General features: G+C 72.3%; 26 protein-coding genes. 12 read left to right on the top strand and 14 right to left on the bottom strand.

Annotation, left to right across the window (positions count from 1 at the left end; all coding sequences use genetic code 11):
* Positions 1-39: 39 nt before the first annotated feature.
* From ABD999_RS43395 to ABD999_RS43365, 7 genes are all read left to right on the top strand, one after another.
* Positions 40-249 carry a hypothetical protein gene (locus ABD999_RS43395; RefSeq protein ID WP_148035825.1) on the top strand — a complete coding sequence of 70 codons (210 nt, stop codon included), beginning with the start codon at positions 40-42 and terminating at the stop codon, positions 247-249.
* Entirely contained in the window at positions 246-929 is a 684-nt protein-coding gene (locus tag ABD999_RS43390) for an ABC transporter ATP-binding protein (RefSeq protein WP_148035826.1), read from the top strand. Before ABD999_RS43395 ends, ABD999_RS43390 begins: the two co-directional genes overlap by 4 nt.
* A 23-nt stretch (positions 930-952) precedes the next feature.
* Entirely contained in the window at positions 953-1,684 is a 732-nt protein-coding gene (locus ABD999_RS43385; protein ID WP_261808980.1) for a phosphatase PAP2 family protein, read from the top strand.
* On the top strand, positions 1,671-2,354 hold the full coding sequence (locus tag ABD999_RS43380; protein WP_148035828.1) for a phosphatase PAP2 family protein: 684 nt from the start codon (positions 1,671-1,673) through the stop codon (positions 2,352-2,354). The genes ABD999_RS43385 and ABD999_RS43380 overlap by 14 nt, the downstream gene beginning before the upstream one ends.
* A 43-nt stretch (positions 2,355-2,397) precedes the next feature.
* Positions 2,398-3,222 (top strand): alpha/beta fold hydrolase, encoded by an 825-nt coding sequence (locus ABD999_RS43375; RefSeq protein WP_148035829.1) that lies wholly within the window; start codon positions 2,398-2,400, stop codon positions 3,220-3,222.
* Positions 3,223-3,250: 28 nt separating this feature from the next.
* The gene (locus tag ABD999_RS43370; RefSeq protein WP_271278712.1) at positions 3,251-3,736 is read left to right on the top strand and encodes an MSMEG_6728 family protein; all 486 of its coding nucleotides are present in this window, start codon (positions 3,251-3,253) and stop codon (positions 3,734-3,736) included.
* 132 nt (positions 3,737-3,868) lie between these two features.
* The gene (locus ABD999_RS43365) at positions 3,869-5,266 is read left to right on the top strand and encodes an LCP family protein (protein WP_148035831.1); all 1,398 of its coding nucleotides are present in this window, start codon (positions 3,869-3,871) and stop codon (positions 5,264-5,266) included.
* Positions 5,267-5,271: 5 nt separating this feature from the next.
* On the opposite strand, the gene ABD999_RS43360 is transcribed toward ABD999_RS43365, so the two are convergent.
* The 4 genes from ABD999_RS43360 to ABD999_RS43345 form a co-directional block, all read right to left on the bottom strand.
* Positions 5,272-5,661, bottom strand: a complete 390-nt coding sequence (locus ABD999_RS43360; protein WP_271278711.1) for a hypothetical protein — start codon at positions 5,659-5,661, stop codon at positions 5,272-5,274.
* On the bottom strand, positions 5,658-6,032 hold the full coding sequence (locus ABD999_RS43355; RefSeq protein ID WP_271278710.1) for an SgcJ/EcaC family oxidoreductase: 375 nt from the start codon (positions 6,030-6,032) through the stop codon (positions 5,658-5,660). The genes ABD999_RS43360 and ABD999_RS43355 overlap by 4 nt, the downstream gene beginning before the upstream one ends.
* Before the next feature lie 108 nt (positions 6,033-6,140).
* The gene (locus ABD999_RS43350) at positions 6,141-6,743 is read right to left on the bottom strand and encodes a PadR family transcriptional regulator (RefSeq protein ID WP_246641318.1); all 603 of its coding nucleotides are present in this window, start codon (positions 6,741-6,743) and stop codon (positions 6,141-6,143) included.
* A 45-nt stretch (positions 6,744-6,788) separates the two neighbouring features.
* The gene (locus ABD999_RS43345; protein ID WP_271278709.1) at positions 6,789-7,595 is read right to left on the bottom strand and encodes an MBL fold metallo-hydrolase; all 807 of its coding nucleotides are present in this window, start codon (positions 7,593-7,595) and stop codon (positions 6,789-6,791) included.
* Between the two features lie 60 nt (positions 7,596-7,655).
* On the opposite strand from ABD999_RS43345, the gene ABD999_RS43340 reads away from it, so the two are divergent.
* Positions 7,656-8,087 carry a VOC family protein gene (locus ABD999_RS43340; RefSeq protein ID WP_219551770.1) on the top strand — a complete coding sequence of 144 codons (432 nt, stop codon included), beginning with the start codon at positions 7,656-7,658 and terminating at the stop codon, positions 8,085-8,087.
* A 61-nt stretch (positions 8,088-8,148) separates the two neighbouring features.
* A complete protein-coding gene (locus tag ABD999_RS43335; protein ID WP_271278708.1) occupies positions 8,149-9,339 on the top strand; it encodes a TerC family protein in 1,191 nt (396 codons plus the stop codon).
* Positions 9,340-9,343: 4 nt separating this feature from the next.
* Here ABD999_RS43335 and ABD999_RS43330 read toward each other — a convergent pair whose 3' ends face one another.
* The 7 genes from ABD999_RS43330 to ABD999_RS43300 form a co-directional block, all read right to left on the bottom strand.
* Complete coding sequence (locus tag ABD999_RS43330) at positions 9,344-10,498, bottom strand: MFS transporter (RefSeq protein WP_271278707.1); 1,155 nt, start codon at positions 10,496-10,498, stop codon at positions 9,344-9,346.
* A gap of 41 nt (positions 10,499-10,539) precedes the next feature.
* Complete coding sequence (locus tag ABD999_RS43325; RefSeq protein WP_271278706.1) at positions 10,540-11,397, bottom strand: TolB family protein; 858 nt, start codon at positions 11,395-11,397, stop codon at positions 10,540-10,542.
* A 77-nt stretch (positions 11,398-11,474) separates the two neighbouring features.
* Entirely contained in the window at positions 11,475-13,421 is a 1,947-nt protein-coding gene (locus tag ABD999_RS43320) for a beta-galactosidase (RefSeq protein WP_271278705.1), read from the bottom strand.
* 110 nt (positions 13,422-13,531) lie between these two features.
* Positions 13,532-13,927: a nuclear transport factor 2 family protein gene (locus tag ABD999_RS43315; protein WP_271278704.1), complete on the bottom strand. Its 396-nt coding sequence runs from the start codon at positions 13,925-13,927 to the stop codon at positions 13,532-13,534.
* A 61-nt stretch (positions 13,928-13,988) separates the two neighbouring features.
* The gene (locus ABD999_RS43310; protein ID WP_271278703.1) at positions 13,989-14,933 is read right to left on the bottom strand and encodes an RNA polymerase subunit sigma-70; all 945 of its coding nucleotides are present in this window, start codon (positions 14,931-14,933) and stop codon (positions 13,989-13,991) included.
* A gap of 46 nt (positions 14,934-14,979) precedes the next feature.
* Complete coding sequence (locus ABD999_RS43305; RefSeq protein ID WP_345483262.1) at positions 14,980-15,831, bottom strand: DUF72 domain-containing protein; 852 nt, start codon at positions 15,829-15,831, stop codon at positions 14,980-14,982.
* A gap of 18 nt (positions 15,832-15,849) precedes the next feature.
* Complete coding sequence (locus ABD999_RS43300) at positions 15,850-16,848, bottom strand: NAD(P)-dependent alcohol dehydrogenase (RefSeq protein ID WP_219551786.1); 999 nt, start codon at positions 16,846-16,848, stop codon at positions 15,850-15,852.
* Positions 16,849-16,976: 128 nt separating this feature from the next.
* On the opposite strand from ABD999_RS43300, the gene ABD999_RS43295 reads away from it, so the two are divergent.
* A complete protein-coding gene (locus tag ABD999_RS43295) occupies positions 16,977-17,552 on the top strand; it encodes a hypothetical protein (RefSeq protein WP_271278700.1) in 576 nt (191 codons plus the stop codon).
* 8 nt (positions 17,553-17,560) lie between these two features.
* Here the strand turns inward: ABD999_RS43295 and ABD999_RS43290 are convergent, their stop codons facing one another.
* Together ABD999_RS43290 and ABD999_RS43285 are read right to left on the bottom strand one after the other, a co-directional pair.
* Positions 17,561-17,938 (bottom strand): GntR family transcriptional regulator, encoded by a 378-nt coding sequence (locus ABD999_RS43290; RefSeq protein ID WP_148035843.1) that lies wholly within the window; start codon positions 17,936-17,938, stop codon positions 17,561-17,563.
* The gene (locus ABD999_RS43285) at positions 17,935-18,744 is read right to left on the bottom strand and encodes a hypothetical protein (protein WP_271278699.1); all 810 of its coding nucleotides are present in this window, start codon (positions 18,742-18,744) and stop codon (positions 17,935-17,937) included. The genes ABD999_RS43290 and ABD999_RS43285 overlap by 4 nt, the downstream gene beginning before the upstream one ends.
* A 137-nt stretch (positions 18,745-18,881) precedes the next feature.
* On the opposite strand from ABD999_RS43285, the gene ABD999_RS43280 reads away from it, so the two are divergent.
* Both ABD999_RS43280 and ABD999_RS43275 read left to right on the top strand, forming a co-directional pair.
* Positions 18,882-19,454 carry a DUF5753 domain-containing protein gene (locus ABD999_RS43280; protein ID WP_271278698.1) on the top strand — a complete coding sequence of 191 codons (573 nt, stop codon included), beginning with the start codon at positions 18,882-18,884 and terminating at the stop codon, positions 19,452-19,454.
* 31 nt (positions 19,455-19,485) lie between these two features.
* Positions 19,486-20,316 (top strand): hypothetical protein, encoded by an 831-nt coding sequence (locus ABD999_RS43275; protein ID WP_271278697.1) that lies wholly within the window; start codon positions 19,486-19,488, stop codon positions 20,314-20,316.
* A gap of 37 nt (positions 20,317-20,353) precedes the next feature.
* On the opposite strand, the gene ABD999_RS43270 is transcribed toward ABD999_RS43275, so the two are convergent.
* Positions 20,354-20,980 carry a hypothetical protein gene (locus tag ABD999_RS43270; protein ID WP_345483260.1) on the bottom strand — a complete coding sequence of 209 codons (627 nt, stop codon included), beginning with the start codon at positions 20,978-20,980 and terminating at the stop codon, positions 20,354-20,356.
* Between the last annotated feature and the right edge of the window lie 55 nt (positions 20,981-21,035).

The raw sequence follows: 21,035 nt of genomic DNA, 5'->3' as shown, positions 1-21,035 counted from the left end.
GGATTCTCCGGGGGCTGCGCCGTTCCTAACGTTGCCGCCATGACTGATTCATACAATTCCTCCGCCGCCCAGAAGTCCGTCATGCCGCGTATGGCCCTGTGGACCGGCCTGCTCGTCAGCGCCGCGGCCAACGTCGTCGCCAACGCCGTCGGCGGGTGGGGCATGCTCGTCGGCGCCGCCACCGGCGTGCTCGCCCTGGCGTGCATCGCCGGCCTCGTCGTCGACCACCGCAACAGGCGCGGCGCGTGACCGGAGCCGTGACTCTGGAGCACGTCAGCAAGTTCCACGGCGGGACGGTCGCGCTCGACGACGTATCGCTCACCGTCACCGCCGGGCGGTTCCTCGCCGTGGTGGGGCCGCCGGGGTCGGGCAAGAGCGCGCTGCTGCACTGCGCGTCCGCCCTCGACCTGCCCACCTCCGGCACGGTCACCGTCGACGGCGTGGACGTCACCGCGCTCGGCGAGATCGAGCGTGACGAGTGGCGGCGCGCGAACGCCGGTCACGTCTTCCCTTCCTGCAACCTGCTGCCGTCGCTCACCGTCGAGCAGAACCTCGCCCTGCCGCTCCGCCTGGCGCGGCTCCGCCCGGACCGGGCGTGGCTGCGGGAGCTGGTCGGCCGGGCGGGGCTGGCCGACCGGCTCCATCTCCGGCCCGCCGAGCTGTCCGGGGAGCAGCGGCAGCGGGCCGCCGTCGTCCGGGCGCTCGCGGCCCGGCCCGCGGTCCTGTTCGCGGACGAGCCCGTTGGAGGGCTCGGGCCCGGCCCCGCCGCCGGGGTCCTCGATCTGCTCGCGGAGCTGGCCGAGGACCTGGGACAGACGGTGGTGATGGCGACGCGCGACGCCGCCGCGCGCGCCCACGACACGCTCACGATGGCAGGCGGAAAGGTCGTCGGCGGCCGGGCGGCGCATGAGGCGCGCGGCTGGGGGTAGCCGCGAGCCTCATGCGGCGGTGGATGGCGACGCGACTCAGGGGTGAGCACGGGCTGCCCATCAGGTTGACGATCGCGTCGGTCACGGTGGTGACCCTCACGATCCCCTTCATGCTGCTGCTCGTGCTGGCCAAGCTGCCGCTCAACCCGCTGGACGCGCGGGTGGCGCACGACCTGCACGTGTACGCGCGGGCCAACCCTCTGGTGACGGACCTGCTCATCGTGTGGACGGACGTGTTCGGGCCGTGGTCGTGGCGGGCCGTCGTGCTCGTGCTGGCGGTCTGGCTGTGGCGGCGGCGGCGCGAGGGCGCGGCGCTGTGGGCGGTGACCACGATCGTGGTGGGCGGCCTGGTCGGCTGGCTCCTGAAGATCATCGTGGATCGGGCGAGGCCCAGCCTGCCCGATCCGGTGGCGCTCGCCCCGGGCATGGCGTTCCCGTCGGGCCACGCGCTGCACGCGACGCTCGGGGCCGGGATCCTGCTGCTGCTCGCCCTGCCCCATCTGCCCGCGTGGGGACGGGTCGCCGCGTGGGCGGGGGCCGTCTTCATGATCGTGACCGTCTCGTACACGAGGGTGGCGCTGGGCGTGCACTGGGTGAGCGACGTGCTGGGCGGGGTCGTGCTCGGCGTGGCCGTGCTGGCGGCGACGGTGGCCGCGTTCGAGACCTGGCGGCGGCAGCAGGGGCGCAGGCGGGCGTCGCCGCATCTGGAGGGAGTGGAACCCGAGGCGGTGAGGACGGGACATGACCGTTACTGATCTTCGATACTACGCTTTATCCCTGGTCCTGCCGCTGGCGCTGATGGCCGGGGTGACCTTCGCGGCGGGGGAGCTGATCCTCTCCGTGCCCACCGGTGAGGCCGCCGTCAGCGACATGCTGGCCGCCGGGCGGACCGGCCCGTGGAACGCGGCCACCGACTTCGGCAGCAGCCTGTCCGACACCCCGTACATCGTGGCGCTCACCGCGATCTCGGCCCTCGCCTTCCGGTGGGCCTTCGGGCGCTGGCGCGAGTCCGCCTTCCTCGTCGCGGCCGTGTGGAGCCAGTCGCTGATCTTCCTGGCGACGACCGCGGTCATCGACCGGACCAGGCCGGACGTGCCCCACCTCGACCCGGCCCCGCCCACGTCCAGCTTCCCGTCGGGGCACACCAGCGCCGCGGTGGCGTTCTACTGCGGGCTGGCGCTGGTGCTGTCCACGCGGACGCGCCATCCCGTGCTGCGGGCGGCCGTGTGGGTGGTCGCCGTGGGGGCGGCGCTCGCGGTCGCGTTCTCGCGCCTGTACCGGGGGATGCACTTCGTCAGCGACACCGTGTGGGGACTCCTGCTGGGGACCGTGTGCGTCCTGGTGGCGGCCCGGGCGATCCTGTACCGGCCCGCCCCCGCCACGGCGACCCGCCGCCGCGCCATGGACGATCTCCTTACGCCCTAAGGTATTCTCTCGTCGAGAATCCTTTACGGCGTATGGAGATGTCATGCCCGAAGCCAGGCTGCACGACGGCAGCACGATCGAGATCGTGGTGCACGGCGCCGGTCCCACGCTGCTGCTGCCCGTCAACCCCAGGCCCGCCGAAGGAGCGCAGGCCGAGGCGATGCGCGCCTGGGGCGCCGACCCCGCGCTGGGGCGCTCGCTCATGGAAGGGCTCGGCGACCAGGTCCGGGTGGCCACGTTCGACTACGAGGGCCATGTGCTCGCCCACCCGAAGGCCGAGACGCTCACCCCGGACAACGTGGCCGCCGACCTGCTGGCCGTGGCCGACGCCGTGGGAGCCGGCCGGTTCGCCTACTACGGCTACTCCTGGCTCGCCCTCAGCGGGCTGCAGCTCGCGATCCGCACCGACCGGCTCGACGGGCTCGTCATGGGCGGCTACCCGCCCGTCGAGGGCCCGTACGCGGAGATGCTCGACGTGACCAGGGCGACCCTCGCGATGGTGGGGTCGGCGACCGGCAAGGAAGCCACCCCCGGCGACTGGTCGACCGTGGAGGTCGACATGTCGGACGGCCAGGCGAGGCAGTTCGTCACCCTGTACGAGGCGCTCCAGGACTTCGACGACAGGGCCGCGCAGCGCGCGGTCACCTGCCCGAGGCTGTGCTTCGCCGGATCCGCCGACGTGATCGAGTACGACGAGCGGTGGGGCGGCACGCGCGTCGACATCGCCGGGCCGGTCGTCCGCCGCCGGGCCGAGCTGGAGGCGCTCGGCTGGGACGTGGTGGTGCTCGACGGGCTCGACCACGCGCGGGCCATGCAGCCGGCCGCGGTGCTGCCCGTGCTCCGCCCGTGGCTCGCCGCGCACGTGTGAACACCCTGGCCAGGGCAGGGAGACCGCTATGCAGACCTTCCTGCCCTACCCGGACTTCGCCCGCACCGCGGACGTCCTGGACCCGCTCAGGCTGGGCAAGCAACGGGTGGAGTGCCTGCAGGTGCTGCGGGCGCTGACGGTGCCCGGCTACGGCTGGCGGCACCACCCGGTGGTGAAGATGTGGGCCGGGTTCGAGGAGGCGCTGGTGAGCTACGGGCTGGAGGTGTGCCGCCACTGGTGCTCGCTGGGCCGGGCCGACACCTGCGCGGGCACCCTGACGCGGGAGCTGGCCGAGCACTGCGGCACCCCGGCCGCGCGCAGCCAGGCGGAGCTGGCCGGGTCGGGCGAGCTGCCGCCGTGGCTGGGCGACCCCGCTCTGCACCTCAGCCACCGCTCGGCGCTGCTGCGCAAGGACCCGGCGTTCTACCGGCCGATCTTCGGCGACGAGCCGGACGACCTGGAGTACGTGTGGCCGACCTCGGGCCGCCCGCCCGCCTGCATGCCCGACGGCTGAGCGGTGACGCTCCGTATACCGGCAGTCGACCGATACGGACACCACACCCGGTCCGTTTCAGTACTATCGTTCGGCCGGACCCACCACGCGCCTAGGGCTGCCACCCGCGGCCCCGTCTCCCTGGGGAGTCTCGTGACCAGCGGGCTCATCGACGCACCCCCGACCTCCAGCTCGCCGCCGCGCCGCCGCTGGCTGCGGCGGCTGGCGGTCGGCGCCGGTGCGACCGTGCTGCTGGTGACGGCCGCCGGAGTGGGCGTCGTGCTCAAGCTCACCGGCAACGTCCGCCACATCGACGTGACCGGCGAGCTGGGCGCCACCCGCCCGCCCAAGGTCGCCATGACCTCTGTGAACGTGCTGATCGTCGGCTCCGACCAGCGCGACGGCAAGAACGCCCGCTACGGCCACCGCATCGAAGGCGAGCGCACCGACACGATCATGCTGGCCCACCTGTCGTCCCGGCGCGACGACGCGGTCGTGGTCAGCTTCCCGCGTGACTCGGTGGTCCGCCTGCCCGCCTGCCGCCCCCGTGAGGGCCACTCCGGCCAGCAGCCGCACGTCGGCATGATCAACGAATCGTTCAACAACGGCGGCATCGCCTGCATCTGGAAGACCGTCGAGTCGCTCACCGGCATCCACATCGACCACTTCGTCAAGGTCGACTTCTCCGGGTTCAAGAGCATGGTCGACGCCATCGGCGGCGTCGAGGTGTGCCTGTCGCGCCGGGTCGACGACGACAAGGCCATGCTCCACCTGCCCGCCGGCCGCCACACGCTCAACGGCGAGCGGGCGCTCGGCTACGTCCGCGCCCGCTACTCCTTCGGCGACGGCTCCGACATCGGGCGGATCCAGCGGCAGCAGCGGTTCATCGCCTCGATGGTGAAGAAGGTGATGAGCGGCGACACGCTCACCGACCCGGCCCGGCTGATCGGCTTCCTCGACGCCGGCACCCGGGCCGTCACCACCGACCCCGACTTCACCCTCGGCGTCATGAAGGACCTGGCCGAGAGCCTCCAGGGCCTGAACGCCGGCCGGATCCGCTTCATCACCACGCCCTGGCACTACTCGACGACCCAGCCGGGCCGCGTCGAGTGGGAGCGCCCGCAGGCCGACCGGCTCTTCCGCATCGTGGCCAGGGACGGCAGCCTCGACGGCGTGCGCGGCGGCCAGACCCGGGTGCCCCGGTCGGAGGTGGCGGTGGAGCTGCGCAACGGCACCTACCGCCGCGGCATCGCCACCGAGGTCGCGGCGGCGCTGGAGCAGCGCGGCTACCACGTCACCCAGGTCGGCGACACCGCGCGCAAGCCGTACCGCAAGTCCGTGATCCTGTACGGGACGAACGGCGAGGCGCGCGTGCCGACACTCGCCCGCGACGTGCGCACGGCCACGCCGCGGGCGGTGCCGGGAGCCCGCACGGCCCGGCTGGTGCTGGTGGTGGGCGACGACTGGCGCGGCCTCAAGCCCCTGGACCCGGCCGACAGCGAGGCGCTCAAGGGCTTCGACGCCACCCACGACACCTGCGCCGCCACCTGATCAGGTCACCCGGGTGCGGGTCCCCAGGTCGGCGCCGAGGCGGGTGAGGGTGTCGGTGAAGGAGCGGCGGGTCTCCTCGGCGAAGCCGGCGAAGAACCGGTTGGCGAGACCCACGCCCAGCGCGCCCGCCGGGCGACGTTGTAGACGCGGTGCACCAGCAGCGTCCCCGACGGGTGCGGCGCGAGCGACCACTCGCCGCGGTACCACCAGCCGCCCTGGAACGCGATCACCGAGCCGGTGACCTCGACCGTGGACGTGTGGCCCGGCGCGTCCTGGACGGTGAACCGCCCGTGGACGTCCCTGCCGCCGGGCAGGAGAGCCCGTGCCAGGGCGGCGCGCACCTGGGCGGCGGGCGCCTCGACGACGCCCGACACCTCCGTGACGAGCTTCTTCACGGCCGGCTCACCCGGGTGTTCTGGAAGGAGGCGAACTGCCAGCCCTCCGGCGTCCGGACCGCCGTGTAGGTGAGGACGGAGTCGCGCTCGGGCTCGGGCTCGCCGTCGACGGTGGAGCCGCCGGTGGCGATGACCAGCGCGACCCCGTCGCCGAGCTCCCTGATCGCGGGCTCGCCCCGGCTCTCCAGCTTGATCGGCATCGTGAACAGCTGCCGGTGGGCGTCCTCGATGGCCTGCCGGCCCTTCAGGTTGGCGCCGAAGTAGGTGATGTAGTCGGCGTCCTCGGTGAACAGCGCCGCGTAGGCGGCGGCGTCACCGGCGTTCCAGATCTCGTAGACGCGGTCGAGCAACCGGCGGATCTCAGCGGACATGGCACACTCCCGTGGTCGGCGGCGCCTATCCTGGGACTGCGAGTCTGGACAGGGCAGGCGCCGTGTTCGGATGGGCCGCCGGGGTGTTGGCGCACTCCGGCGGCCGCTTCATTCGTCGAGCAGCTGCTCCATCAGCGACTGTTTGACCGTGCCCGACCAGTCGAGCTCGCCGCGCTCGATGCGGCCGATGACCGTGCGCACCCAGTCGAGCTCGGCGCCGTAGAGGGCGCGGTCACACTCCAGCTCCAGCATGAGCATCTCCGGCAGCCCGTTCTCGGCCAGGGTGGCCAGGTGCGCGTCGATGCCCCCGATCGAGCCCTGGAGTGCGGCCGTGCGGGTGCGCAGCGCCTTGAGCGCGGCCTCCGGAGCCAGCACCCCGATCATCGAGACGGCGGCGACGAACGTGCGCCGGTCGGGCTCCGGCTGCTCCAGCAGCCTGCGCATCCGGACGGTCAGCTCCTGCCTGCCCTCGTCGGTGATCTCGTAGACCGTGCGCTCCGGCCTGCGGCCCTCGCGACCGGTCTCCGCCGGGGTGATCAGCTCGTCCTTGGCCAGCCGGTCCACCGCGTGGTAGAGGCTCCTCGGCAGGCCGGTCACGTAGTCCTTGTGCGTGTCGACGATGAAACGGTGCAGCTCGTAAGGGTGGCTGGCGCGTACCGAGAGCATGGCGAGGACGGTGAGCCCCACCAGGTCGTGGCGTCGCGCCATCATGCCTCCCTTGATAGTGCAATATGCACTATAGCGAAATGCCCGTCTTCAGGGAAGCTCTCCGTCGAGCTGCGCGAAGGCCCTGCCGATCGCGGTACGGGTGACGTCCTCGTCATAGGGGAACTTCCCGATGAGGTCGCGCAGCCCTTCCACGTGGGCGCGGCGGGCCAGCTCGGCCACCACCGACAGCTCCTCGTGCTGCCCGATCACGAAGTCGCGGCCGACGACCGCGCCGTGGCCCGGCACGTACACCTGCTCGCGCATGTCGCGCAGCATCCTGGCCGTGGTGCCGGGCCAGTCGAGCGGGTACGCGTCGCCGAACGCCGGCGGCGCGCCCTCCTCGACCAGGTCGCCCGCGAAGACCACGCCCACGTCGGGCACGTGCGCCGCGATGTCGCCGGAGGTGTGGCCGAGCCCGAAATGGCGCAGGTGGACGATCCGGCCGCCGATGTCGAGCGTGGCGGCCGTGGTGAAGACGTGGTCGGGAGGCACGATCCGCACCTCCTCCAGCTCCGCCCGCCGTTCCTCGCCGAGCGCGGCCACCACGCCGGCCCGGTGGTGGGCCCCGCGCAGCTCGATCTCCTCGGCGCAGCGGACGTGTCCCCAGATCTCCGCCGGGCCGAACATCGCGTTGCCGAAGTAGTGGTCGAAGTGCGCGTGCGTGTTGACGACCGTCCACGGGCTGCCGGTGACCCGGCGGACTGCGGCGACCAGGTCGGCCGCCTCCCGGTGGGACATCCCCGTGTCGAGGACCAGGCACTGGCCGTCGCCGACCACCAGGCCCACGTTCATGTCATAGGACTCGTGGCGGCGGACGTAAACCTGATCGCCGATTTCCTGCCATGGTTCGTTCATGGTGCGATCCCGGAGCGGCGTACCGAAGTCATGATGAAAAGACCTTATTAGGATCGGCACATGGCGCACGACATCCAGGTGGTCATCGACTCACAGGACCCGCACAATCTGGCCGACTGGTGGGCCGACGCCCTGGGCTGGCAGGTCGAGCGGCAGGACGAGGCGTTCATCCGCCGGCAGATCGTGCAGGGCCACGCCACCGAGGCCGACACCGGGTTCCACAAGGGCGCGCTGGTGTGGAAGGAGGGCACCGCGATCCGCCACCCGGGCGGGCTGGAGCGCGCCCCGCGCGTGCTGTTCCAGCTCGTGCCGGAGCGGAAGACGGTCAAGAACCGGATCCACCTCGACGTCCGCGCCGGGGCCGGCAGCATCGACGCCGAGGTGGAGCGGCTGGTCGGCAAGGGTGCGAAGGTGCTCCACGAGGGGCGGCAGGGCCCCACCCGGTGGGTGACGATCATCGACCCGGAGGGCAACGAGCTCTGCATCGCCTGATGCGTGAGTTCTCCGGCGAGGGGTAACAGAAGGATCTCTGTCCGGAATCTGGAGGGCCTACGTGGATGTGCCGGCGCTCATATGGTGGCTGACGGTCCTCGGGATCGCCGGCCTCCTGCTGTTCGACTACGTCTTCCACGTACGCAAGGCGCACATCCCCACGCTCAGGGAGGCCGCGGCCTGGTCGGCCGCCTACGTGGGCATCGCCGTCGTGTTCGGGCTCGGCGTGTGGGTCTTCGGCGGCGGCGACATGGGGGCCGAATACTTCGCCGGTTACGTCACGGAGAAGGCGCTCTCGGTCGACAACCTGTTCGTGTTCCTGATCATCATCGCGAGTTTCCGGGTGCCTAGGGCCGACCAGCAGAAGGTGCTGCTGTTCGGCATCACGTTCGCGCTGGTGGCGCGGACCGGGTTCATCTTCCTGGGCGCGACGCTGATCAACACGTTCGCCTGGGTGTTCTACATCTTCGGCCTGATCCTGCTCTTCACCGCCGGACACCTGGTCAGGCCGGAGAGCGAGGAGAGCCACAAGGGCGACAACTTCGTGGTCCGCCTGGCCAGGCGCTTCCTGCCGACCTCCGAGCACTACGACGGCGACAAGCTGACCACCGTCGAGAACGGCAGGCGCGTCCTCACGCCGATGCTCCTCGTCATGGTGGCCATCGCCGGCACCGACCTGCTGTTCGCGCTCGACTCCATCCCGGCCATCTTCGGCCTCACCCAGAACGTCTACCTGGTCTTCACCGCCACCGCGTTCTCCCTGCTGGGCCTGCGTCAGCTCTACTTCCTCATCGACGGCCTGCTCGACCGGCTCATCTACCTCTCGTACGGGCTCGCCGCGATCCTCGGGTTCATCGGCGTCAAGCTCTTCCTGCACGCCCTGCACGAGAACAACGTGCCGTTCATCAACGACGGCGAGCCCGTCCCGGTGGTCGAGATCCCCACCGGCCTGTCCCTGATCGTGATCGTCACCCTCCTGACGATCACCGTCTTCGCCTCTCTGGCCAGCACCAAGGGCCGGGCGCAGAACATGTCCTCGGCCACCCGCCGCTACGCCACGAGGCTCCTGGACGAGGAGTGCTCCCCGGAGGAGTGCGCGCACTTCTACCGCAGGCTCCAGGACGAGGAGGAGGAGCTGCGCAGGCTGCCGGAGAAGTACCGGGCGAAGATCCGCGAGGACGAGCAGCTGATGGACATGCTGCGGCGGGTCCACGAGAAGTACGGGCCCGAAGAGGCCCGCCGGCCGAGGTGAGCGGTCAGCGCGTCCGGGCCATGAGCAGGCGCCAGATCGCCAGCTGGACCAGGGCCAGCGTGAGCGAGAACGGCATGAGCGTCCACACGCCGACGCCTTCGGCGACCGCCCCGGCCAGCCACGGGAACACCGCGCCGCCGACGACCGACACGCCGTTCATGACGCCGATGGCGGTGGGCACCAGCCTGGCCTCCGTGAGGTTCGGCACCACCGCCATCGCGGTCGGGAACACCGGCCCGAGGAAGAACCCGAGCAGCGCCAGCCCCGCGCCCGCCACCAGACCGGCCGGGGCCGCCCAGATCAGCGCCACCGACGCCGCGATCCCGGCCAGGCACGCGTACGCCATGGCCGCCGTGGTCCAGCCGAGCCGGGCGGCGACCGGGCTGATCAGGAACCGCCCGGCGGTCAGCCCCAGCCAGTAGCCGCTCACCATCGGCCCGGCCACCTCGGCGGCCTGGGCGTGCTCGTCCACCAGGAACGTGAACCCCCAGTTGCCCACGGCCGTCTCCAGCCCCACGTACACGGCGAGGAAGGCGCAGGCCAGCACCACCGCGGGCGAGCGCAGCGCCGTGCCGAGCAGCCCGCTGCGCGCCCCCTCTTCCTGCGACGCGGCCGCCTCCTTCGGGTACGTGAGCCCGAACGCCACCGTCAGCGGCGCGAACAGCCCGGCCAGGACCAGCCACACGGCGTTCCACGGCGCGAACGTCAGCATCCCCGTCGCCAGCAGCGGCCCCACCAGCGCGCCGACGCCGAAGAACGCGTGCAGCCGGTTGAGCAGCGTGGTCGCCGACGGCAGCCCCGCCAGGTACGCGTTGAGCACCGCCTCCAGCAGCCCCGTCCCGTAACCGGCCACCACCTGCACCGCCACGAACACCAGGAACGACGGCCGCGCCCCCAGCACCAACGCCGACAGCACGAACGAGCCCGCGCCCGCCAGCAGCGCCAGCCGCGTCCCGTACCGCTGCACGAGCGTCCCGGACGTCGACCCGGCCAGCAGGTAACCGGCGGAGAAGGTGAAGAACGTGATGCCGATCGTCGCCATGTCGACGCCGTAGTCGGCGATCTGCGTGGGCAGCAGCACCCCCGCGACCCCGGCGCTCACCCCGACCAGGACGAAGGCGACGTACGAGAGGAGGACGGGACCGCGCACGACCGACACGTCCGCCGATGCTACTGGAAGAGATCATCCACCGGCAGGGGTCAGAGCACCTGGAGCAGCGACTGTTCCCTGGCCGCGGACGGCTCGGTCAGCCGCTCGGTGACGCGGCCCCGCCGGTCGAGCACGGCCCAGGTGTTGGCGGCCTGCCCGCGCACCCGCACCACCAGCCGGCCGTCCGCCAAGTAGAAGGCGCCGATCGCCCTCTTCACCGGGATCGGCACCCGGCGCCCGGTGACGGTGTCGACCACCGTCGGCGTGAACCACACCGGCCAGCCGCCGTCACCGCCCGGGTCGTCGGGGCCGAGCGTCCGCACCACCACGTAGCGGCCGCCCGGCGACAGGCTCTGCACGTGGTTGGCCAGCTTCACGCCCTTGACCCTGACCGACTTCCCCGTCTTCACGTCGAGGCGGTAGACGCCGTCGGTGGTGCCGGCGTATCCGGCGAGGTAGCGGCCGTCGGGCGACCAGGTCAGGTGGCACACGCCCCGCGTCTTCCCCACAACCTTGGAGGTCCGCCCGTCGGTCACCCGCACCTTCGAGCCCGTCACGTACGCGACCCGCCGGGAGTCGGGCGACCAGGCGGGGGTCAGGCACGGCGTGCCGTCCTGCACCCGGCGTGCCACGGTCGTCACCTTGCCGCCGTCGCGCACCCGCAACTCGCCGCCCGCGACGTAGGCGACCTTCCGCCCGTCGGGCGAGGCCGCGAACTGCACGCTGTTCTTCAGCTCCGCCAGCGTCTTCAGGCCGGAGCCCGGGCGGTGGTGGGCGATCCGGTAGCCGTCGTCGTAGCGGGCGTAGACGGCGGCCCCGCTCACCGGCCCCGTCCGCTCCGCCGCCTGCGCCGGGGGTACGGCGGTGACCACGAGCGCCACGGCGCCCAGCACGCTCACGAACTTCACGACAGCCTCCCGTTGTCCGTCCACGTGGGTAGGACGCCCCGGATCCGCCCGGGGTTCGCGCGTGATCCTCCCACGGGCTATCCGGCGGGCGTGAGCCGGATGATCCGCACCTCACCCGCGGGGAGTTCGCCGGTGAACGGGTCGCCGGTGGCCAGGTCGGTGCCGGTGGCGTCGACCGTCGTGTCCGCGCCCGTGTGGTTGATGGCGAACAGGTAGGCCGGGCCGTCCGGGTGGGCTCGCCGCACCAGCTCGACGCCGGGAGCCGCCGGGGCGGTGACGCCCGCCTCGTCGCAGACCGTGCGGAGCACGGCCGCCAGGTCGTCGCCCGCGAGCAGGGTGGTCAGGTAGTGGGCGGTCCCGTCGCCCCAGGCGTTGCGGGTCCAGGCGGGCTCGCCGGTGGCGTACGTGTCGAGCACCTTGGCGGTGGTGGTGTGCGCGGTCTCGGTCCACACGGTCCCGGTGCCGCCGCCCGACAGCGTGACGCTCTCCCCCGGCTCCAGCGGGAAGAACTCCTCCACGGTCACCCCGAACAGGTCGCGCCAGGCGCCCGGGTAGCCGCCGAGCCTGACGCGGTCGTGCTCGTCGACGATGCCGCTGTACGGGCCGGCCAGGGCGGTCCCGCCGGCGGCCACGAAGCGTTCGAGACCGGCGGCGCCGTGGTCGCTGACCAGGTAGAGCGAGGGCGCCAGGACCAGGCGGTAGCCGGACAGGTCGGCTTCCGGGTGGACGACGTCGCAGGTGACGCCCTGCTTCCAGAGCTCGGCGTACCAGCTCTTGATCACCTCGACCGGCTTCAGCTCGGTGGTGGGCTGGGCCGGGTGGTCCTGCGCCCAGACGCTCGCGTGGTCGAGCAGGATCGCGACGTCGGCCTCGACCGTACTGCCTGCCACCTCGGCGGCGGCGCCGAGGAGCGTGCCGAGGGCGGTCACCTCGCGCCAGATCTTCGTGCCGGTGCCGGCGTGCGGGAGCATCGCCGAGTGCCACTTCTCGGCCCCCGCCCTGGACGCCCGCCACTGGAAGAACATGATCGCGTCCGCGCCCCTGGCCAGATGCTGCACCGAGTTGCGGCGCAGCTCGCCGGGGCGCTTGGCGCGGTTGACCGGCTGCCAGTTGACCGCGCTGGTGGAGTGCTCCATCAGCAGCCACGGCCGGCCGCCGCCGAGCGAGCGGGCGTAGTCGGCGGCGAACGCCAGGTCGATGTGCGGGTCGGGGCCTATCAGGTAGTGGTCGGTGGAGACGATGTCCACCTCCTTGGCGAAGGACCAGTAGTCCATGTCCCAGTGCGCGCCCGCCATCATGTTCGTGGTGGCCGGCACGTCCGGCGACAGCCCGGCGAGCAGGTCGCGCTCGGCGCGGTAGAGGTCGAGCAGCGCGTCCGAGCTGAACCTGCGGAAGTCGAGCTGCTGCCCCGGGTTGGTGAACGACGGGGTGGCGCGCGGCGGCAGGATCTGCTCCCACGCGCTGTAGCGCTGCGACCAGAAGGCGGTGCCCCAAGCGTCGTTGAGCGCGTCCAGCGTCCCGTGCCTGCCGCGCAGCCAGGCGCGGAAGGCGTCGGCGGAGGCGTCGCAGTAGCAGCGGGCGTTGTGGCAGCCGTACTCGTTGTGCACGTGCCACAACCTGAGCGCCGGGTGCCCGCGGTAGCGCTCGCCGAGCCGCTCCACCACGCGCAGGGCCTTGTCGCGGTAGATCGGCGAGCTGGGGCAGAAGCCCTGGCGGCTGCCGTGGTGGAGCCGCCGGCCGTCGGCGTCCACCGGGAGCGCCTCGGGGTAGGCGTGGCCGAACCAGGGCGGCGGCGAGGCGGTCGGCGTGGCGAGAAGGGCGCCGATGCCGTTGTCCGCGAGCAGGCCCAGGACCCGGTCCAGCCAGCCGAACTCGAACCTGCCCTCGACCGGCTCCAGCAGCGCCCAGGAGAAGATGCCGACGCTGACCTGGTTGACGCCGGCCTCGCGCATCAGGGCGACGTCCTGGGCCCAGATCTCCTCGGGCCACTGCTCCGGATTCCAGTCGCCGCCATAGCCGATCAAGGCTCCTCCTCCTGTCGGTGCTTCAGAGGAGGATTAAAACGTTCTTCCTTCTACCGCACAAGCCCAGGGGGGAGCCCTCGCTTACGCTCACGGTTGATGCTTGATTCGATTCAAGCCCCGGCGCCCACCGGGAACGAGTGGTGCTCGTGCGCCACCACCCACCGCCCACCCTCCTTGCGCAGCCCGAACGTGAGCCGGAGCAGGACCTTCGGGTCGTCGTCCGGCATCCCGCAGCGCAGCAGCGCGTACGCGTACGCGACGTCCTCGCCCGCCGTCACCTCCAGCGAGACGATGTCGTACGTGGCCCCCGCCGCCTGCCAGGTGAAGAACTCCGGCCAGGTGCGCCGGTAGGCCTCGATGCCGCGGACCCCTTCGTAGGGCGGCGGCACGTCGAACATGACGATGTCGTCGGCGTGGTCGGCGACCACCCCGTCCAGGTCGCCGGCGTGCGCGGCGCGCGCCCACCGCTCGACGAGTTCCCTGATCCGCTTGTCATCGGTACGCATGAGCTCCGGCCTTTCCTTGGATGGTCTCCCTCACCCGTACAACCCGGCCGGATCGGGAAACTCATCGCAGCTCGGCCGGCAACCCGAACGCGGTCAGGTCGGCCTCCAGGAACGACACCACCTCGGCCACCCGCCCGTCCCGCACGGCCAGCACGTCCAGCCCGCCGGGGACGTACGCGGTCCCGTCCCAGCGGTACGTGCCGAACGCGAGCTGACCGTTGGCCCGCGCCGGCACGAACCGCCAGCGCTCCCGGCGCGCCGCCTCCATGAGGAAGCCGCGGACGGCGTCGTGGCCCGCGTACCACTCGACCCGCGGCGGCATCGAGTATCTGATGTCCTCGGTCAGCATCGCCACGATCGCCTCGACGTCGCCCGCCTCCCACGCCGCCGCGTACCGCCTGGCCAGCTCCCGCTGCCCGCCGGCGCCCAGCTCGCGCCGCTGCGTCGTACCGGGCAGCAGGCCGGCCACGGCCTTGCGGGCGCGTTGCAGCGCGCTGTTGGCGGCCGGGACCGTCGTGTCCAGCAGGCCCGCCGTCTCGGCGGCGGTGTAGCCGAGCACGTCGCGCAGCAGCAGGGAGGCCCGCTGCACCGGGGGCAGGTGCTGCAGCGCGGCCACGAACGCCAGCTCCACGCTCTCCAGCTCCACCGCCCGCGCCTCCGGGCCCATCAGCCGGTCCGGGTACGGCTCCAGCCACGCCACCTCGGTCACCCCGGGCCGCAGGTCCGCGGGCAGCTCCCGGCGGCCTCTCCGCTCGGCCAGGGTCAACGCCCGGTTCGTCGCGATCCGGTAGAGCCACGGGCGGAGCGAGCCGTCCCGGTCCTCGAACCGGCCGATGCTCCGCCATGCCCGGTCGAGCGTCTCCTGCACGGCGTCCTCCGCGTCGTGCACCGAGCCGAGCATCCGGTAGCAGTGGGCGCGCAGCTCGTCCTGAAACGGGCCGACGAGGCTGCCGAACGCCCTCTCGTCGCCGCCGCGCGCCGCCTGCAGCAGCTCGCCGTACTCCATGCGACCGGCCTGCCCTTCCTTCCGTACGGTGACACGTCCACGGCCGTCAGAACAGCGTCGGCGGCTCGGCCGGGACAGGCTCGGGCAGCGGCTCCACCTGCGGCAGCCGGGCGCGCACGGCGTCGTGGAAGCGGCGGGCGAGCGTCAGGGCCTCGGCGTTGTCGGGAGTGTGCACGAACACCGTCGGCGAGCGGCCCTCACGCAGCCACTCCGTCACCACGCCCACCCAGTGGCCCCACCCCTCCACCGTACGGTCGACGTCGTCGCGGCCCAGGTAGCGCACGATCGGCCGGTCCGTGAGCGCGGCCGACCGGCGCGGCACCCGCGGCTTCTTCACCCAGGCGTCGCGCTCGGCGTCGGTGGCCGGCGGGGTCTCGAAGAGCGTCACCGTGTCGAACGGCACCCACTCGGCGCCGGCCCGGCCCAGCACGCCTTCCAGCGACCGGACGGCCCGGGCGTCCTCGAAGAACGCCTTGTGCCGCACCTCGACCGCGTAGCGGTAGGACTGCGGCAGCCGGTGCAGGAACCCCGCCAGCGTCCCGAGGTCACCGGGACCGAAGGATCCGGGCAACTGGATCCACAGGGCGTGCGTCCTGGGGCCCAGCGGCTCGATCGCGTCCAGGAACTCGCGCAACGGCTCGTCGGCCCCCGAGAGCCGGCGCTCGTGCGTGATCGTCTTGGGCAGCTTCACCACGAACCGGAAGCCGGGCGCCGTCTGGGCCGCCCACGTCTCCACCGTGCTCCTGGCCGGTGTCGCGTAGAACGTCGTGTTGCCCTCGACGGCGTTGCACCAGGTGGCGTAGGCCCGCAGCCGTTCCGCCGGCGGGAGCGGATGCGGCAGGAACCGGCCCTGCCACGGCCCGTGCGTCCACATCGCACAACCCACATGAAGCCGCATTCGCCCCACGTTACCGGGCTAGGGGACGACGACGATCCGGCCCCGGGCCGTGCCCCCGGTCAGGTAGCGGAGGGCGGCGGGGGCCTCCTCCAGGGGGAACGCGCGGTCGACGACCGGGGTGAGCCCGCCCGTCTCCAGCAGCTCCGTGAGCACGGCCATCGACTCCTTCCTGGGCGGCGGGGACCCGGTCGGTTTCGGCAGCTGCCGGTGGAACATGGACTGGGCCATCAGCTTGATCATGCGCGGCAGGCTGCCGAGCACCTGATGGCCCCCCGCGCCGTAGTGGTCGTGACCGATGAGAACGTACGTGCCTTCCGGCTTGAGCACGCGGCGGCATTCCGCGAACGGGCGGTTGCCCGGGATGTCGAAGACGAGGTCGTAGCGCTCACCGCGCCGGGTGAAGTCCTCCTTGGTGTAGTCGATCACGTGGTCGGCGCCGAGCGAGGTCGCCAGGTCGAGCTTGGAGGTGTGCTCGACGCCCGTCACCGTCGCGCCGCGGGCCTTGGCGATCTGCACCGCGAGCCCGCCCACGCCGCCGGCGGCGCCGTTGACCAGCACCTCACCCAGCGGGCCCGGCGGGAAGTTCATCAGGGTGATGAGCCCGGCGGTGGGCACGGTCGCGGCCTGCTCGAAGCTCACGTCGCCGGGCTTGGGCGCCAGGTTGTCCTCCCGTACGGCGACGTACTCGGCGAAGGTGCCGCCGTTCTTCCACTGCATGCCGTGCAGGGTCTCGCCGAACACCTCGTCGCCCGGCCGGAACCGCGTCACGCCCGCGCCCACCGCCTCGACCACCCCGGCCATGTCCGTGCCGGGAACGCGGACCTTCGGCCGGCGCAGCCCGGACCCCATGACGCGGAGGACGTACGGCCGGCCGGTCACGACATGCCACACGTCGGGGTGCACGGAGGCGGCGCGCACCCGGACGAGCACCTCGTCGTCCTTCACCGCCGGCATGTCGATGTCACGTAATTTCAGGACATCGAATGAGCCATACGCTTCCTGCACGATCGCTCTCATGCCGCCATTCTGCGTCGGCGGCGAACCCGGCGCTGGATCATGTCCGAACTGACGACATTCCCAAGTATTCGGACATGTAGGGCCGTGGGCCCGGAGGAGCGGCGGGCCTGGCGGTGATAGTCGGCGATATGCACGTCGCAAGCGAGACACCCGTATCCCCCGCCGCCCGATTGCTCAGGTCGCTGCCGCACCGGTGGCCGACGCTGGCCGGGCTCGCCTTCGCCGCATTCTCCGGGCTGAACATGGGAGACGCGCGGGACGAGGGGATGGTGGTGTTCCTCGCCGCGCTCGTCTACCTGGCCACCGCCGTCATCGGGAAGCCGGGCGTGGTGTGGACGCTGTTCTGCATGTCCGTGGTGGGGGTGACGGCGCTGCGGCTGTTCGACCTGGACGTGTGGCCGGCGCTGGTCGCGAGCGCCGTCACCCTGGCCGCGCTCGGCCTGGTCAACGGCATGCTGGGCGAGCCAGGGCTCAGGGCCGGCCAGCTCCCCGCGATGCTGGTGTTCGGCGGCGCCGCCCTGGTCGGGCTCTCCCTGCCGCCCGTCCTGGGCGGCTGCCTCGTCGCCGCGGCCCTGATCGGGCACGTCGTGCTGGACGTGATCGTCTGGCGGGCGGACAAGGTCGTGACCCGTTCGCTCGCCGAGTTCTGCGCCGTCCTCGACCTCACCCTCGGCGTGACCATCCTGCTCGTCGTCCTGACCTGACCGGACGCTCAGGGTGAGGCCCGCGCCGGTGAGGTGGGGCGCAGGGCGGCCTCGACGATGCGGAGCGCCTCGTGCGGGTCGATGCCGACGCTGGCGACCACGGCCGCGTAGTCGGCGGCGGCGCGGCGGGCGCGTTCGCGGCCCTCCTCGCCGGCGGCCGACACGAACGACCCGGCCCGGCCCCGGGTCTCGATCAGCCCCGCCTCCTCCAGCTCCCGGTACGCCCTGCCCACCGTGTTGACGGCCAGCCCGAGGTTGGCCGCGAGCTGGCGGATCGTCGGCAGCCGGGAGCCGACGGGCAGCGTGCCGTCGTGGATCTGGCCGGCGAGCTGGGCGCGCAGTTGCTCGTACGGAGGGACGGGTGAGGCCGCGTCGATGACGATCATGAAAGGCTCATCACGCGCCGCGCCGTCGTCACGCTCGACGGCGTCCGCATGGTGATCACGACGAGCGCGATCATCCCGATGATCACGAGGGCGATCGACGCGACCTTCCACCAGAGGGGCGCGGCACCGAAGATCAGCACCACCGGCAGCGACCACGGCACGGTCGGCATGCCGGCCTCGCGCGCGTCCTCGATCCGCATGATGACGTCGGCGGTCAGCGAGGCCTCGTCCTCGGCGACGATCGGACGCGCCAGCAGGTCGCGCAGTTGCAGGACGATCCCGGCGCCGGCCCCGGCGACGCCGACCAGCACGACCAGGGCCGCGTACCGCGCGTCGGCGTCCTGGACGGTCAGCGCGCTCACCACGAGCGCCGTCGCGCCGGCGAAGGTGGCGACGATGAACACGGCGCGCGGCCGGCCGAGCAGGGCCTGCCAGCCGGGCTGGGCCAGATGAGCCGTCCGGCGCGGCAGGGCCTCGCCGGCCCGCCGGTCGACCCTGCGCACCCACCGGTCGAGCAGCGCCTGCGCCAGCAGCATCCCGACCACCAGCACGATCAGGATCAGCACCGGCACCATGGCGTGCAGCCCGGATTCGCCGGAGACGTAGGCGAGGGCGGCCCCGATGAACAGGCCGGCAGGCAGGATCGCGTTGGCGAGCCGCGCCCGCCGGCGCACCGCGAGCCGCACGGCCAGCAGCGGCGTCGGCCGGACGTCGGGCAGGCCGTGGCCGGTCAGCCAGATCTCCGCCATCTTCAGGTCCTCCGGCCGCACCGCCGGGCCGTGACCGGATAACGCGTCGCTCGACATGACCCCTCCAGTTTGTCGCAAGCATTGTCTTAATATGATGCGTCAAAGGTTGCGACAAATCAAGCGCGTGGTAGAACCCTCGGTGTGGAGGATCGACTACGGACACCCGGTGAGCTGCCCCGGCGCGAGGACACCCGATGACGGGCGGCGGGCCGGCCGGGCGGGAGGCGGCCGAGGCGGCGCGGGTGCGGTCCGCGCGGTGGATGGCGGTGTTCTCCCCCGCGATGATCCCGCCACTGCTGCAGACGTCGGAGTACGCGCGCCTGGCCATCGGCCCGGACGCGGACGACGCGGTGGCCGCCCGGGTCGACGCGCAGGCGGTGCTCTTCGAAGAGGGCCGGCGGTTCGCGTTCGTGCTCACGGAGGGCGCGGTGCGCACCCGGCCGGGGTCACCGTCCCTGATGCCGGCGCAGCTCGACCGGCTGGTGGAGGTCTCGGCGCTGCCGCACGTCCGGCTCGGCGTCGTCCCCTGGAAGGCGGAGGCGGCGGCCTTCCCGCTCCACGGGTTCACCATCTACGACGGCACGGTCAGCGTGGTCGAGACCCTGACCGGTGATCTCACCCTGACCGGGGCGTCCGAGATCGCCGCCCACGAGGAGGCCTTCGAGGCGTTCGCCGCCGCCGCGGTGTACGGCGACGAGCTGCGCGACCTGCTGGCCGACATCGCGACGGACTACCGCACGCTGATCGACCGACTCAAGGCCCGTTGAACCACCGCGCGCCCGGACCCGTCTCAGAGGCATGAGAGGTGCCCTGCTCGTCGCCGTGCTGGTGACCGTCGTTTCCTGCGGGACGGCCCCGGCCGCGACCGTCACGCGATACCAGGCCGAAGGCACCGTGCTGTCCGACGACGAGCACGGACCCCAGCTCTGCGACCTGGTCATGGAGTCCCTTCCGCCCCAGTGCGGCGGGATCGACCTGGCCGGGTGGGACTGGGAGGCGGTCGAGCACTCGGCCCAAGGGGGCGTGCGGTGGGGCGAGTACCACGTGGTCGGCACCTGGGACGGCGCGAAACTGACGCTCACCGAGCCGCCGCGCCCCGCCGGGCAGCGCGACGCTCCGGGCGGCGGGCCGGACTTCACCTCGCCGTGCCCGCGACCCGCGGGCGGCTGGCGCCCGGCCGACCCGGCGAAGGCCACCCAGGAGGCGATGGAGGCCGCGCTCGCCAGAGCCCAGGAGCTTCCCGGCTACGCGGGCAGCTGGCTGGACCAGGGCTACCTGGAGGAGATGGAAGGCGACCCTGGGTCGGTCGAGCGCCACGGCAACGACCCGAAGCGGCTCGTCCTGAACGTCCGCTTCGCCGGCGAACCCGCCGCTCACGAGGCCGCGATCCGCGAGCTCTGGGGCGGCGCGCTGTGCCTGAGCCCGGCCGAGCACACCGAGGCCGAGCTCCAGGCGGTGCGGGAGCGGGTGGAGAAGGAGGTGGAGGGCCTGCGATCGGCCTCTGTCGACATCCTCGCGGGACGGGTCGAGGTAGGCGTCTGGGTGGTCACTCCGGAGCTGGAGCGAGAGGTCGCCGAGCGGTACGGGGAAGGGCTGGTCCACCTCTCGGGCATGCTCCGACCGGTGTGATCGTCCCCGGGAGGTCCCGGGGCCGATCAGCGGGTGGTCAGTCCTTGGCCACCGGTCTGAGGATCTTCCAGAGGAACCAGGCGACCGCCTTGCCCTTGCCGACGCCCGGCGTGTCCGACTCGAAGGGCTTGCTCGCGGGGCCGTGCCCGGTGCCCTGCCAGGGCATGAGCTCCGACTCGCTGCGCGCGGTGCGGGTGTGGGCACCCAGCTCCTCCGGACTGTAGCGGCGTGCTCCCATCTGCTCGTCGATGGAGCGTTTCTGCTCCTCGGAGAGCCCTCTTCGGGGCTGGGACTGGTTACTGGACGGATTTCGCTGTGCCTTGGGCGGGTTCGCGCGTTGTTGCGCCCGGCGGGTGGTGGGCCGGTGGTTGGGTCTGGCCCTGGCCGGTTTCGGACGCTGGGCGACGGCACGTTTGACCTTCGCCGCGGTTCTGGCGCGTGCCCTGGACGCGGCCGCCCGTGCGCGTGACGCCGCGGCGCGGGCGCGGGCCCGTGCGGCCGCCGCGCGGGCTCTCGCCGCGGCCGCTCTGCGCTTGGCCGCCTCGGCGGCGGCCTTGCGCATCTTGGCGATGGCCTTCTTCCTGGCCTCGGCGGCGGCCTTCTTCTTGGCCTGGGCGATGGCCTTCTTCCTGGCCGCCTCGATCGCCTTGCGCCGGGCCTCCACGGCGTGCGGCCGCTGCCGCTACTGCCGCACCGGCATGTACGGACAGTGCCTGGGG

Origin of the sequence: Nonomuraea ferruginea, assembly GCF_039540635.1 — a bacterium.
In the GTDB taxonomy this organism is placed as follows: Bacteria; Actinomycetota; Actinomycetes; order Streptosporangiales; family Streptosporangiaceae; genus Nonomuraea; species Nonomuraea ferruginea.
Note: the sequence above shows the minus strand (reverse complement) of the source record. Positions and strands in the feature narration are given on the sequence as shown.